Origin of the sequence: Actinosynnema sp. NPDC059335 (genome assembly GCF_042752395.1) — a bacterium.
Taxonomy (GTDB): Bacteria; Actinomycetota; Actinomycetes; order Mycobacteriales; family Pseudonocardiaceae; genus Actinosynnema.
Window position 1 is genome coordinate 13,024 of sequence record NZ_JBHYXZ010000062.1, and the last position, 13,034, is coordinate 26,057.

13 protein-coding genes are annotated in these 13,034 nt (G+C 74.9%); 11 read left to right on the top strand and 2 right to left on the bottom strand.

Features of this window, described 5'->3' with window-relative positions:
* Positions 1–220: 220 nt before the first annotated feature.
* Together ACFXGA_RS20405 and ACFXGA_RS20410 are read right to left on the bottom strand one after the other, a co-directional pair.
* Positions 221–889 carry an LmbU family transcriptional regulator gene (locus ACFXGA_RS20405; RefSeq protein ID WP_378090107.1) on the bottom strand — a complete coding sequence of 223 codons (669 nt, stop codon included), beginning with the start codon at positions 887–889 and terminating at the stop codon, positions 221–223.
* A 280-nt stretch (positions 890–1,169) separates the two neighbouring features.
* Positions 1,170–1,319, bottom strand: a complete 150-nt coding sequence (locus tag ACFXGA_RS20410) for a hypothetical protein (protein ID WP_378090109.1) — start codon at positions 1,317–1,319, stop codon at positions 1,170–1,172.
* A 376-nt stretch (positions 1,320–1,695) separates the two neighbouring features.
* Between ACFXGA_RS20410 and ACFXGA_RS20415 the strand changes: the two genes are divergently transcribed.
* The 11 genes from ACFXGA_RS20415 to ACFXGA_RS20465 are packed head-to-tail and all read left to right on the top strand — an operon-like array spanning position 1,696 to position 13,010.
* Complete coding sequence (locus tag ACFXGA_RS20415; protein WP_378090111.1) at positions 1,696–2,946, top strand: ATP-grasp domain-containing protein; 1,251 nt, start codon at positions 1,696–1,698, stop codon at positions 2,944–2,946.
* Positions 2,943–3,737, top strand: coding sequence for a Rossmann-like domain-containing protein (locus ACFXGA_RS20420; protein WP_378090113.1), 795 nt, complete (start codon positions 2,943–2,945; stop codon positions 3,735–3,737). The genes ACFXGA_RS20415 and ACFXGA_RS20420 overlap by 4 nt, the downstream gene beginning before the upstream one ends.
* Positions 3,734–4,801 carry a PLP-dependent cysteine synthase family protein gene (locus ACFXGA_RS20425; protein WP_378090115.1) on the top strand — a complete coding sequence of 356 codons (1,068 nt, stop codon included), beginning with the start codon at positions 3,734–3,736 and terminating at the stop codon, positions 4,799–4,801. The genes ACFXGA_RS20420 and ACFXGA_RS20425 overlap by 4 nt, the downstream gene beginning before the upstream one ends.
* Entirely contained in the window at positions 4,798–5,826 is a 1,029-nt protein-coding gene (locus ACFXGA_RS20430) for an enolase C-terminal domain-like protein (protein WP_378090117.1), read from the top strand. The genes ACFXGA_RS20425 and ACFXGA_RS20430 overlap by 4 nt, the downstream gene beginning before the upstream one ends.
* Complete coding sequence (locus tag ACFXGA_RS20435) at positions 5,823–6,995, top strand: MFS transporter (protein WP_378090119.1); 1,173 nt, start codon at positions 5,823–5,825, stop codon at positions 6,993–6,995. Before ACFXGA_RS20430 ends, ACFXGA_RS20435 begins: the two co-directional genes overlap by 4 nt.
* The gene (locus ACFXGA_RS20440; protein WP_378090121.1) at positions 6,992–7,777 is read left to right on the top strand and encodes a class I SAM-dependent methyltransferase; all 786 of its coding nucleotides are present in this window, start codon (positions 6,992–6,994) and stop codon (positions 7,775–7,777) included. Before ACFXGA_RS20435 ends, ACFXGA_RS20440 begins: the two co-directional genes overlap by 4 nt.
* Before the next feature lie 11 nt (positions 7,778–7,788).
* A complete protein-coding gene (locus ACFXGA_RS20445; RefSeq protein ID WP_378090123.1) occupies positions 7,789–9,324 on the top strand; it encodes an ABC transporter substrate-binding protein in 1,536 nt (511 codons plus the stop codon).
* Positions 9,321–10,265: an ABC transporter permease gene (locus ACFXGA_RS20450; RefSeq protein WP_378090125.1), complete on the top strand. Its 945-nt coding sequence runs from the start codon at positions 9,321–9,323 to the stop codon at positions 10,263–10,265. The genes ACFXGA_RS20445 and ACFXGA_RS20450 overlap by 4 nt, the downstream gene beginning before the upstream one ends.
* Entirely contained in the window at positions 10,262–11,035 is a 774-nt protein-coding gene (locus ACFXGA_RS20455) for an ABC transporter permease (protein WP_378090127.1), read from the top strand. Before ACFXGA_RS20450 ends, ACFXGA_RS20455 begins: the two co-directional genes overlap by 4 nt.
* Positions 11,032–12,450 carry an ABC transporter ATP-binding protein gene (locus tag ACFXGA_RS20460; protein WP_378090129.1) on the top strand — a complete coding sequence of 473 codons (1,419 nt, stop codon included), beginning with the start codon at positions 11,032–11,034 and terminating at the stop codon, positions 12,448–12,450. Before ACFXGA_RS20455 ends, ACFXGA_RS20460 begins: the two co-directional genes overlap by 4 nt.
* Positions 12,447–13,010: a GNAT family N-acetyltransferase gene (locus ACFXGA_RS20465; protein WP_378090131.1), complete on the top strand. Its 564-nt coding sequence runs from the start codon at positions 12,447–12,449 to the stop codon at positions 13,008–13,010. The genes ACFXGA_RS20460 and ACFXGA_RS20465 overlap by 4 nt, the downstream gene beginning before the upstream one ends.
* Positions 13,011–13,034 lie beyond the last annotated feature (24 nt).

Genomic DNA, 13,034 nt, shown 5'->3' on the forward strand with positions numbered 1-13,034 from the left:
CCCGAGGGCGCCGCCGGGGGGCCACACTTGGTGGACCACCCCTCTGCGTGTGTCGCCCCCCCCCCCGCGGTGGGGGGGGGGGCCGACGACCCGGCGGCGGTACAGCGCGACGCACGACCCGACCGGCACAACGACCCATGGGGTGCCGGCAGCGAGCCGACACCCCTCCACCACACCCGTCCCCCGCGGTCGGCCTCCGGCGGACCGCCGGCGCCGCGACTCACTCCTGCGGGGCCCAGTCCGGCCCCAACGCGCGTTCGGCCGCGTCGTCGAGCACCGCCAGGATCCAGCTCTCCAGCCCTGCACTGGACCGCAGCGCCGCGGCACGCCAGCGGACCATGCGATCCTCGGTCACCGGCACCCTCGGCAGCAACGCGCTCGACGCGGACCGGCCCGTGGCGGCCCGCCGGGCGTCGCGCAGGTGCTGCCGGAACTGGTTGCGCGACCAGTTCCCGGCTTCCGCGCGCTGAAGCCAGAAATCCTGCTCGGCGGGCGGCAGCGAGGCCACCTCCGCGTGGTGGTGGAAGCTCAGTCCGGGCCGGCGCCGGGACATCACCACCCGACGGGCGACCGACGCGTAATTGCGGAGCGTCTGATAATCCAGCCCCACGACGTCCACCGCCCGGCGATACCGATCGGAGTAGTGCGCCTGCCCGTACACCAGCCAGTCGCCCATGCACCAGGCGAAGGAGTCGGTCATGCGGAAGATCTGCCGGCCCGCTCGTTCCCACGACTCGTACGGCAGCTTTCCCGGGATGCGCAACCCGATCCTCGTGGTGAGCACCTGGTCGTACGTTTCAGGGGTGCCGCCTTCACGGAGCGAGCCGAGTCCGGTCAACGGTGCAGCGGCGGGCCCGTGGCCGCCGTGGATCGCGGTGTCGTTCCGCATCAATCTACTCCTGGACTGATCGCCGCACGCGGTTCCACCGGACCTCATCCGATGTCCCGCTCAGACATCCGCACGCTCCGCACGCGGTGGGAAAGGTTCGACCGGGCCGAATGGCGACTTTAACACTCGAATACCGGAGCGGACCGCCCGCCAACCGAGGGTGACACAGGTCACAACAGGTCTATGACCTCGGCCGCGCACGACGCACGCGCACCCATTCCGTTAAATGTCGAAAACGCCACTGCGGAACTACGCAGTACATGAAAAGAGTGAGCCGGGCTCACCAACGACGACCTTTTCCCGCCACCACCACCGGACCGCATCCCGCGATGGCGATTTCCCACACAACCGACTGGGGGAACAGTTCCTCCACCGATTCCGGGCCGCCACCCGCCGTCTCGACAGGGGAGAACCGGACGAACTCGACCACCCGTTCGTCCGAGGGAGTAGAGCAATTGCACCACCACCCCCGCGAGAGGCACCCGCCCGAAGGTGAGCAAAGCTCGCCCGGGCGACCGCCGCACCGCAACCACCCTCCGACAGCACCGCCGGCATGACCCTCGGCCTCCGGCGCCACGAGAGCACGCAGGGCGACCGGACCACGCCCGGCGAGTCGTACCGGGCCGACGGCGAGCGCCGGGCGCGCTCCGACGATCCCGCCGTTCCGCGCGCGTGCCGCACGACGTCGCGGTCCTACCACCCGGCCCCACTGCCACGACCACCAGGGGGCTGCCACCCGCTACTCGACAATGATTACCATGTTCTTCAACGTGCGCCGCTCCCGCGGCGGCCGAGGAGGAGGACCTGTGGCTCACCTGTTGATGATCGAGAGCTGGGTCGGCGCCATGAGCTCGTTACTGCCGCGCGCGGTCAACGAGTCGGGGCACCGCTTCACCTTCCTGACCCGCGACCTGCACCACTACCTGCGCTCCGCGCCCTCGCACCCGCACCCGTTGCTGGCCGCGGACAACGTGCTGACCGCGGAGACGAACGACGTGCCCGCGCTGCTCGACCACGTCGGGCGCCTGCACCGGGCGCTGCGCTTCGACGGCGTGATCTCCTCCTGCGACTACTACCTGCCCACCGTGGCGCGGGTCGCCGCGCACCTGGGCCTGCCCGGCCCGGACCCGCTCGCCGTCGAACGGGCCTGCCGCAAGGACCTCACCCGCACCGCCCTGCACGCGGCCGGCGTGCCCGGCCCCCGCTTCGCCCTCGCCGACGACTGGTCCTCGCTCGCGGAGGCCGCCGCCGAGCTGGGTTACCCCCTGGTGGCCAAGCCGGTCGACCTGTGCGCCGGGATGCACGTGCGCAAGGTGGCCGACGAGGGCGAGTTGCGCGAGGCGTTCACCGCGCTGGAGGCGTTCCCGGTCAACGCCCGCAACCAGCCGCGGGTGCGCACCGTGCTGCTGGAGGAACTGCTCGTCGGTCCCGAGGTCAGCGTGGAGACGGTCACGGTGGACGGCGTGACGCACGTCGTCGGCGTCACCGACAAGAGCGTCGCGGGCGAGCCGTGGTTCGTGGAGAGCGGGCACATGTTCCCCGCCGACCTGCCCACCGCCGGGGCCGAGGCGGTCGCCGTGGCCGCGATCGGGGCGCTGGGGCTGGACCGCGGCGTCGCGCACACCGAGGTCAAGCTGACCGCCGACGGCCCGAGGCTGGTGGAGGTCAACCCCCGCCCGGCGGGCAACCGGATCACCGAGCTGGTCCGCCGCGTCACCGGCGTCGACCTGCCCGCCGCGCACGCGCAACTGGCCGCCGGCGAGCAGCCGGACCTGCGCCCGGCGGACACCGGCGTGCGCAGCGCCGCGATCTCCTTCCTGCTGCCCCCGCGCTCCGGGCTGGTGTCCGCGGTCCGCGGCGCCGAGGACCTCGCCACCACCCCCGACGTGGTCGAGTGGGACGTCCGGCGGCCCGGTCACCGGGCGGGCGACCCGACCAGCAACAACAGCTACCTCGGCCACGTCGTGGTGACCGACCCGACCGGCCTCGGCGCCCGCGCGCGGGCCGAGGAACTGGTGGCCGGTCTCTCCGTGGACTACGCCGAGGTGCCCGCGTGAGGCTCGCCGACCTCGTCGAACTCGTCCGGGCGGGCGGTCTGGGACCCGACCCGGCGTCGTGCGCGGTGAGCGTCGGGTTCACCACCCGGCAGGGCGCCCGGCACGCCACGCGCGGCCGGTCCTACCGCAACACCGTGGTCAGCCTGCGCGTGGCGGACGCGGTCGGGTCCTGCGCGGTGGACGACGTCGCCGACGACGAGGTGCACGCCTGCGTCGGCGCGACCGTGCTCGACCTGCTCGACCACCCGAACCCCGCGCTCCGCACCGCCGCGCTGGACGCGTACCTGGCGCACGCCCGCCCGCACCACCTGTCCGCCACCAGGTCGGTCACCGTCGGACCCGGCGACTCCCTGGCCAAGTCCCTCGCCCGCGCGCGGGCCGTGGTGGACCTGCTCGACCCCGCGCCCGGCGACCGCGTGCTGGTGGTCGGAGTGGTCAACTCGCTGCTGCACCACGTGCGCGGGCGCGGCGCGACCTACGTGCCGTGCGACCTCAAGGGCGGCCGCACCGAGTGGGACGAGCCGATCACCACCGACGCCCGCCGCGCGCTGGACGGCTGCGACCTCGTGCTGGCCTCGGGCATGACGGTCGGCAACGGCACGTTCGAGCCGCTGCTGCGGCACGCCGCCGACACGGGCAAGCCGGTGGTGATGTTCGCGCAGACCGCCGCGGCGATCCTGCCGTGGTTCATCGGGCACGGCGTGCGGGCGGTGTCGGCCGAGCCGTACCCGTTCTTCTGGCTCGACGGCGGCCCGACGACGATCCACCACTACACGGAGCGCCCGTCGTGACGGTCCCGAGGCAGAACCGGCACCTGCTCGGCCTGCTCGGCCTGCTCGGCCAGAGCCCGGTCGCCCGCATCGACACGCCGCTGCCCCACCGGCACGGCGGGTTCTGGGCCAAGCTGGAGTGCCTGAGCGCGGGCGGCATGAAGGCGCGGCCCGCCGTGGCCATGCTGCGCGCCGCCCGCGAGCGCGGCGAGCTGCGCCCCGGCGCGGTGGTCGTGGAGTCGACCAGCGGCACCCTGGGCCTCGGCCTCGCGTTCGCCGGCCAGGTCTTCGGCCACCCGGTCGTCCTGGTGGTGGACCGCGAGCTGGAGCCGTCGATGCGCGCCCTGCTGCGCGCCCACGGGGCCCGGCTGGAGGTGGTGGACCGGCCGCACCCGGTCGGCGGCTGGCAGCAGGCGCGGTTGGACCGCCTGCGGGCGGTGCTGCGCGAGTTCCCCGACGCCTACTGGCCCGACCAGTACAACAACCCGGACAACCCGGCGGGCTACGCGGGGCTGGCCCGCGAGCTGGTGGAGCAGCTGGACCGGGTGGACGTGCTGGTGTGCAGCGTGGGCACCGGCGGCCACAGCGCCGGCGTCGTCCGGGAACTGCGCCGGTACTGGCCCGGCGTGCGGCTCATCGGCGTGGACACCGTCGGCTCCACGATCTTCGGGCAGCCTGCGCGGACCCGGGTCATGCGCGGCCTGGGCAGCAGCATCCACCCCCGCAACGTCGCCTACCCCGAGTTCGACGAGGTGCACTGGCTCGGCCCGGTGGAGGTGGTGGACGCCTGCCGCCGGCTGGCCCGCGACGCCTTCGTCACCGGGGGCTGGAGCACCGGCGCCGTCGCGCTGGTCGCCGCCTGGGCGGCCCGCGTCGAGCCGGGCGCGGTGGTGGCCACCATCTTCCCCGACGGCCCGCACCGCTACCTCGGCACGATCTTCGACGACGACTTCTGCCACGCCCGCGGCCTGCTCGGGCCGCCCGCCGGCCGGCCGGTGGAGATCGGCGACCCGCACGGCGTCGAGGTGACGGGCTGGACGCGGTCCCGGTCGGTCGTCGCGCCCCGGACGGCGGTGCTCGCGTGAGGCTCGACTGGGAGGTCTACGGCCTGGACCTGGGCACGCCGCTGCGCATCTCCAGGTCGGTGATGGCCCGCCGGGACGCCGTGCGGGTCGTCGTGGCGCACGACGGGCGCCAGGGCCACGGCGAAGTGGTGACCAGCGCCTACTACGGGCTCGACGTGGAGGCGATCACGTCCCTGCTGGCCGGGCTGCGCCCGGTCCTGGCGGGCGCGGGCTCGCCGGGGACCGCACTCGACCTCCTGCACGCGGACGGCACCGTCCCGGCCGGGGTGCGGGCGGCGGTCGACGCGGCGCTGCACGACCTGCTCGGCCTGCGCCGCGACGTGCCGGTGCACGCCCTGGTCGGGCTCCCGGAGTGGCACGACACGCCCACCGCGCACACCATCGGCATCACCACGCCCGACGACGCCGCCGGCCGGGCCGCCGCGCTCGTCGCGCGCGGGTTCTCCGTGCTCAAGGTCAAGGCCGGGGCGGACCCCGACCGGGACGTGGCCGTCCTGGTGGCGGTCCGGGCCGCCGCTCCGGACGCCCGGCTGGTGCTCGACCCCAACGGCGGGTGGAGCCCCGACGAGGCGGTGCGGGTGGTGGAGCGGATCACCGCCGCCGGTGTCGTGCTCGACGCGGTGGAGCAGCCGATCCCGCCCGGCGACCCGGACGCGCTGGCGTGGGTCCGCGCGCGGTGCCCGGCCCCACTGGTCGCCGACGAGGACGCCGCCGCCGTCGCCGACGTGCGGCGGTTGGCGGGCGCGGTGGACGGCGTGAACGTCAAGCTCGCCAAGTGCGGCGGGCTGCGGCCGGCGCTGGAGATCGTCTCGGCCGCCCGCGCCGGCGGCCTGGACGTGATGCTCGGCTGCCTGGTCGCCAGCTCCCTCGGCATCGCGCCCGCGGTCCACCTCGCCGGGCACGCCCGGTGGGTGGACCTCGACGGGCACCTGCTGCTGGCCCACGACCCCTGGTCCGGGCTCGGCGGCGAGGACGGCGCCCTGCGGCTGTCCGGGGCGCCGGGGCTCGGGGTGGTGCGGCGATGACCCGGTTCGCGCTGCCGGTGCGGCTGCTGCTGGTCAACCAGTTCGCCGTGAACACCGGCTTCTACCTGTTGATCCCCTACCTCGCCGCGCACCTGGGCGGGTTGGGGATGTCGGCCGCGGTGATCGGCGTGGTGCTGGGGGCGCGGACGCTGAGCCAGCAGGGGTTGTTCCTGCTGGGCGGCACGGCGTCGGACCGGGTGGGGCCGCGGACCGTGATCCTGGTCGGCTGCGGCCTGCGCGCGGTGGGGTTCGGCCTGTTCGCGGTCGGCGAGTCGGTGGCCGTGGTGCTGGCCGCGTCGGTCCTCAGCGGGCTCGCCGGGGCGCTGTTCAACCCCGCCGTGCGGGCCTACATCGCGCTGGAGGCGGGTGAGGCGCGGACCGCGGCGTTCGCCCGCTTCGCCGTCTACGCCCAGGCGGGCGCGCTGGTCGGGCCGGTGCTGGGCGGCGTGCTGCTGCTGTGGGACTTCCGGGTCTCCGCGGTGGTGGCGGCCGGGATCTTCGCGGCGCTGACCGTCGCCCAGGCCCTCGTGCTGCCCGCCCGACCGGCCGCCCGCCGGGGCGGGTCGGTGCTCGGCGACTGGCGGGAGTGCCTGGCCGACCGGCGGTTCGTGGCGTTCACCTGCGTGCTGAGCGGGATGTTCGTCCTGCAGAACCAGCTCTACCTGCTGCTGCCGATCCAGGCGCAGCGGGCCACCGGGTCGGCCGGCGTGGTCGCCGCGCTGTTCGTGGTCTCCACGGTCGTCACGCTGCTGTTCCAGGTCCGCGTCACCCGCCGGCTGGCGCACCGGGCCCGGGGGCCGGTCATCGCGGTCGGCCTCGCCGTCATGGGCGCGGGTTTCGCCGTGCCGGCGCTGTGGTCGGGGCTCGTGCCGGTGCTGGTGGCCACGCTGGCGCTGGCGGTCGGCGTGATGATCGCGCACCCGCTGGTCTACGACCTGATCCCGTCGTTCGGGCCGGACAGCCTGGCGGGGACGCGGTTCGGCGTGTTCTACCTGGGCTCCGGGCTGGCCGCCGCGCTGGGCAACACCGCGATCGGGTGGGTCGGCGGGTTCGGCGACCGGCCCGCCTCGCTGCTGTGCGTCGCGATCGGGCTCACCTGCGCCGGGGGCGTGCTCTGGCTGCACCGCCGCGGCGCGCTCACCCCACCGCGGCCGGAGGTCGTGCGATGAACCTGCTCACCGACAACCCCGAGCTGTACGAGCACCGGTTCCCCGACCCCGGGCACGTCGCGGCCCGCTGGGCGCACGACGTGGTCACCCGGTTCGGCGGCGGGCGGGACCTGCTCGACGTCGGCTGCGGCACCGGCCGGGACGCGGGCTGGTGGGCCCGCAACGGCTACCGCGTCACCGGGATCGACAGCTCGGAGCACATGCTCGCGCACGTCCGCGCGCACCACCCGGCGGTCGACGTGGCGTTGGCCGACATGCGCTCGTTCGACCTGGGCCGCCGCTTCGACGTCGTCACCTGCCTGGACAGCGCGATGCTGTACTGCCACACCAACGCCGACCTCGACGCCTTCCTGGGGCGGTGCCGCGCGCACCTGGTCCCGGGCGGGCTGCTGGTGGCGGAGATGCGCAACGGCGCGTTCTTCCTCGGCAACACCGAACTGCTCGACGGCGTGCGCACCCGCTCGGTGACGTGGCGGGGCGTCGAGTACACCTCGCACACCGAGCTGTGGATCGACCACGCCGCCCAGTTGCTGCGCCGCCGCCGCGCCTGGGAGTGGGCCGGGCGCGCCGAACCGCTCGTGCAGCGCTCGGCCTGGCGGTTGCTGTTCCCGCAGGAGCTGCGGCACCTGCTCGACCTCGCCGGGTTCGACGTGCTCGCCCTGTTCGACTCCCCCGGCCCCCGCACCGACCCGCCGTGGACCGCCGACGCCCCGCTGAGCGGCGCGTTGTCCGGCGACCGCCTCCACGTCGTGGCCCGCCTCCGCCCCCGCGGGCACCAGTGAAAGGAACCAGCATGACCCTGAACCGCCGCGGCTTCCTCGGCCTCGCCTCCGGTCTGGCGGTCGTCACCCTCGCCGGGTGCGGCAGCCCCGCCGCACCCGCCGCCTCCTCCGCCACCCCGCGCGCCGGCGGCCGGCTGCGCGCCGCGTTCGCGGGCGGCGGCGCCAAGGAGGTCCTCGACCCCCACCTGGCCAACCTGTTCGTCGAAGCGGCCCGGTCCAAGGCGATGTTCGACAAGCTCGCCGACCTCGGCGCCGACGTGTCGCCGCAGCCCCGCCTGGCGGAGAGGTGGGAGCACGCCGCGGACCTCACCCGCTGGCGGATCACCCTGCGCCAGGCCACCTTCCACGACGGCAGACCGGTGCGCGCCGACGACGTGCTCGCCAGCTACGCCCGCATCCTGGACCCGAACCGCGCGTTCCGGGCCAAGTCGAGCCTCGCGCTGATCGACCTGCCGAACAGCCGCGCGGTGGACGAGCGCACGGTCGAGTTCGCGCTGAAGCGCCCGTTCGTGGAGTTCCCCAACGCGCTGGCCGCGTTCGGCGCGTACATCGTCCCGGCGGGCGCCGAGGACTTCAGCCGACCGGTCGGGTCGGGGCCGTTCGCCTTCGTGTCGTTCGAGCCGGGCAAGTCCGTGCTGCTCAAGCGCAACCCCGACTACTGGGAGGGCGCGCCGCACCTGGACGAGCTGGAGTTCCTCATCGCCAACGAGGAGTCGGCCCGGGTGAACGCGCTGCTCGGCGGCCAGGTCGAGTACGCGCACGACCTCACGCCGACCACCGCGCGCAGCCACGCGGGCAGCGACCGCATGACCGTCCACCGCGCGCCCAACAGCGCCGTGCAGGCGTTCGCGATGAAGCTCGACCGGCCGCCGTTCGACGACCGCGACCTGCGCGAGGCCCTGTTCCTGCTGGCCGACCGGCCGCAGCTGGTCGAGTCGGTGCTGGCGGGCAGCGGGCAGGTCGGCAACGACCTGTTCGGCAAGGGCTACCAGCACTACGCCGACGACCTCCCCCAGCGCGAGCGCGACCTCGACCGGGCCAGGTTCCTCGTCAAGCGCGCCGGCGCCGAGGGCCTGACGGTGAAGCTGGACACCTCCACCGCCGCGGCGGGCATGGTCGAGGCCGCCACCGTGTTCGCCGACCAGGCCAGGGGTTCGGGCCTGACCATCGAGGTGGTCACCGGCAACAAGGACAGCTACTGGGCCGACACGCTCAAGAACGGCTCGCTGTCGAGCTTCCGGTCCGGTGCGATGCCCATCGAGACCCACATCGCGCAACGCCTGCTGAGCGGGTCGGGCACCAACGTGACCAAGTGGGCCCGGCCGGAGTTCGACGCGCTCTACGAGAAGGCCGTCTCCACCTCCGACCCGACCGCGCGGGCCGCGGCGTACCGGGAGATGCAGCACTCCCTGCACGCCGAGGGCGGCTACCTGATGTGGGGCTTCGCCGACTGGATCGTGGGCGCGAAGCCGAACGTCGGCGGCATCTCCACCGCGCCCGCCAACACCCTCGACTGGGCGCGGTTCGACAAGGTGTGGCTGGGGTGAACCTCGCCTCCTACGCGGTCCGGCGGCTCGCGCTCGGGCTGGTGCAGGTGCTCGCCGTGGTCACCGCCGTGTTCCTCCTGGTGCAGGCTTTGCCGGGGGACGCGGCGGTGGCCCTGGCGGGCGACAACCCCGACCCGGCGCGGATCGCGGCGATCCGCGCGGCCATGGGCCTGGACCGCCCCGTGCCCGAGCGGTTCCTGGACTGGCTGGCCGGGTTGCCGCGGCTGGACTTCGGCGTGTCGCTGGTGTCGGGGCGGCCGGTCGCCGACTCCCTGGTCGCCGGGATCGGCCCGACGGTCGTGCTGGCGACGTTGACGCTGGTGCTGCTGCTGCCGATCTCGGTGCTGGTCGGCGTGCTGGCCGCGCTGCGCGAGGGCGGCCCGCTGGACCGGGCGCTCACGTCCGTCGGCGTGGCGCTGCACTCGATCCCCGAGTTCGCGCTGGCCGTGGTGCTCATCGCGCTGTTCGGGGTGCGACTGGGGTGGCTGCCGCCCACCGCGGTGGGCGTGGACCTGCTCGCCGAGCCCGCGGCGCTGGTCCTGCCGCTGGTGGTGCTGCTGGCCCGGCCGATCTGCTCGATCAGCCGCCTGGTGCGCGCCGGGATGGTGGACGCGCTGGCGTCGGACTACGTGCGGCACGCCCGCCGCCTCGGGCTCGGCGAGACGCGGGTCCGGTTCGCCCACGCCCTGCCCAACGCCCTGGCCCCGGCCGTCCAGCAGGTCGCCCGCACCACGGACTGGCTGCTGGGCGGCGTGATCGTGGTCGAGGCGGTGTTCGTCGTCCCCGGCCTGGGCACGGTCCTGGTGGACGCCGTGGCCGGGCGGGACCTGCCCGTGGTGCAGGGGCTGGCCGTGGTCTTCGCGGTCACGACGGTGGCCGTGAACCTGGTCGCGGACCTGGTGGCCTTCCGCCTCGCGCCACGCGCGGAGGTGGTCGCGTGAGGCGCGCGGGCCTCGGCGCGGTCCTGATCGCGGTACCGCTGGCGTTGGCGCTGCTGGGCCCCCTGTTCGTGCCGGAGGAGCAGACCCGCGCCGCGCCGTTCGTGCCGCTGGGGCCGCTGGGCACCGACTTCGTGGGCCGCGACGCCTGGCACCAGGTGCTCGCCGGCGGCCGCACGGTCGTGCTGGTGGCGCTGCTCGCCACCGCCCTCACCTACGTCGTCGGCGTGCCCTACGGCGTCATCGCGGCCACCGCCCGGCTCAGGCTGGTGGACGAGATGCTGATGAGGCCGCTCGACGTGCTGCTGGCGGTGCCCTCGCTGCTGGTGCTGATCCTCGTGGCCGCCATCACCGGCCCGGGGTCGTGGGTGCTCGTCGGCATCGTCGCGCTGGTCAACTTCCCCGACGTCGCCCGGCTCTCGCGCGCGGCGGCCCTGGAGATCGCCGGCCGGCCGGCGCTGGAGGCGATGCGGATGCAGGGCGAGTCGTGGTGGCGGACGTCGATCGTCTACACCGGCCGGTCGATGCGGCGCACGCTCGCGGCCGACCTGGGCGTCCGGCTGACCGGCGCGCTCTACCTGGTGGCGTCGGCCAGCTTCCTCGGCGTGGGCGTGCCGCCCGACGCGGCGGACTGGGCCGTGATGGTGGACCGCAACCGGAGTGGGTTGTTCCTCCAGCCGTGGGCCGTGGTGGTGCCCGCGCTGCTGATCGTCGCCCTGTCCGTCGGGGTGAACCTGGTGTTCGACCGCGCGTTGCGGGAGGTGCGCTCATGACGCCGGTCGTGCACGTGACGGGCCTGCGGGCCGAGGCGGGCGGGCACGTGCTGCTCGACGGCGTCGGCTTCGCCCTGTCGGCCGGCCGGGTCCTGGCCCTGGTCGGCGCCTCGGGCAGCGGCAAGACCACCACCGGGCTCGCCCTGCTCGGCGAGCACGGCCCCGGCGTCTCCGTCCGCGGGCACGTCGAGGTGAACGGGCGCGTGGCGTTCGTGCCGCAGCAGCCGGCGTCCGCGCTCAACCCGGTACGCCGGCTGGGCGCGGTGTTCCGCGAGATCGCCGCCCTGCACGACGGCGACCCCGACGACCTGGTGGCCACGGCCCTGCGCCGGGCGCGCGTGCCGGTCGACCTGCTGCGCCGCTACCCCCACCAGCTCTCCGGCGGCCAGCAGCAGCGCGTCGTGCTCGCCCAGGCCCTGGTCGGCGACCCGGCGGTGCTGGTGGCCGACGAGCCCACCACCGGGCAGGACGCCCTGACCCGCGCCGAGGTGGTGCGGGAGCTGGCCGGCGTCGTCGCGCACGGCGTGGCGCTGGTGCTGCTGACCCACGACGTGGAGACGGTGCGGGCGCTCGCGGACGAGATCGTGGTGCTGCGGGCCGGGCGCGTGGTCGAAGCCGGACCCGCGGAGGAGCTGCTGACCACGCCGCGGGAGGACTACACCCGGGCGCTGCTCGACGCCGTGCCGCCGGTCCCCGCCGAGGCGCCCGGGCGAAAGCCCCGCCTGCGGGTCCGCGGCCTCACCGCCCGGTACCGCGACGCCACCGTCCTGCACGACGTGGACCTGGAGGTCGGCGAGCGCCTGGCGGTCGTCGGGCGTTCCGGCAGCGGCAAGACCACCCTCGGCCGCTGCCTGGCCGGGCTGCACCAGCAGGCAACGGGCGAGGTACTGCTGCACGGCCGGCCGCTCGCGCGGTCGCTGCGCCGCCGCCCGCGCGCCGACCTCGCCGCCGTGCAGTACGTGTTCCAGGACGCGCGGGGGTCGTTCGACGAGCACCGCCCCGTGCTGGACCAGGTCGCCCGCACGGCGGTGCGGCTGCGCGGGGCGCGGCCGGCCGAGGCCCGTGCCGCGGCGCTCACCGCGCTGGCCCGCGTCGGGCTGGGCGGGGAAGCGGTGCTGCGACGGCCGCGCGGCCTGTCCGGCGGCGAGCTCCAGCGGGCCGCGCTCGTGCGCGCCCTGCTCGCCGAACCCGAGGTGCTCGTGTGCGACGAGATCACCTCGGGCCTGGACGCGGTCACCCGCGCCGGGCTGCTCGACCTGCTCGCGGGCGTGCCGTGCGCGCTCGTGCTGATCAGCCACGACCTCGACGTCGTGGCCCGACTCGCCGACCGGGTCGTCGTGCTCCACGAAGGACACGTCGTCGCGCACGGTCCGGTCGCCACGACCCTGGACGGCGCGAAAGAGAGGATGAAGTGAACGAGCACCACCCCTACGAGGTGCGGTTGGCGACCCACGCCGACCTGCCCGGGGCCCGCAGCGTCATGCTGGACACCTTCTACCACGAGTTCGGCCACGGCTACCGCCCCCAGTGGCACACCGACGTCGTCGACCTGGCCGGCACCTACCTCGACACCCCGAGGCACGCGCTGTTCGTCGCCGTCACGGGGGACGACGTCGTGGGCACCACGGCCGTGCGGGCGCAGGGACCGGCCAGCCCGCCGCACCCGGAGTGGATCGCGCGGCGCTACTCCGGCGACGCGACGGCGCAGCTGTTCCGGGTGTACGTGCGGTCGGCGCACCGGCGTCGCGGGCTGGCGCGGGCACTGGTCGACGCCGCAGTCCGGTTCGTCGCCGAGACGCCGGGCTACGAGCGGATCTACCTGCACACCGACACCCGCGTGCCCGGCGCGGAGGCGTTCTGGCGCTCGGTCGCGGTGGAGGTGTGCGACGCCCGCGACGGCGACCCGGACCACCACCAGACCGTCCACTTCGAGATCCCCGTCCCGGTCCTCGCGGGTTCGGTCGAGTCGAGGTGACCCGGTCCGCCCGTGGCCGGCGGT

Bases quoted from the DNA above. Each gene is read 5' to 3' on its own strand.
- ACFXGA_RS20405 (WP_378090107.1), bottom strand. From the start codon at position 889: ATGCGGAACGACACCGCGATCCACGGCGGCCACGGGCCCGCCGCTGCA.
- ACFXGA_RS20435 (WP_378090119.1), top strand. From the start codon at position 5,823: ATGACCCGGTTCGCGCTGCCGGTGCGGCTGCTGCTGGTCAACCAGTTC.
- ACFXGA_RS20440 (WP_378090121.1), top strand. From the start codon at position 6,992: ATGAACCTGCTCACCGACAACCCCGAGCTGTACGAGCACCGGTTCCCC.
- ACFXGA_RS20445 (WP_378090123.1), top strand. From the start codon at position 7,789: ATGACCCTGAACCGCCGCGGCTTCCTCGGCCTCGCCTCCGGTCTGGCG.
- ACFXGA_RS20460 (WP_378090129.1), top strand. From the start codon at position 11,032: ATGACGCCGGTCGTGCACGTGACGGGCCTGCGGGCCGAGGCGGGCGGG.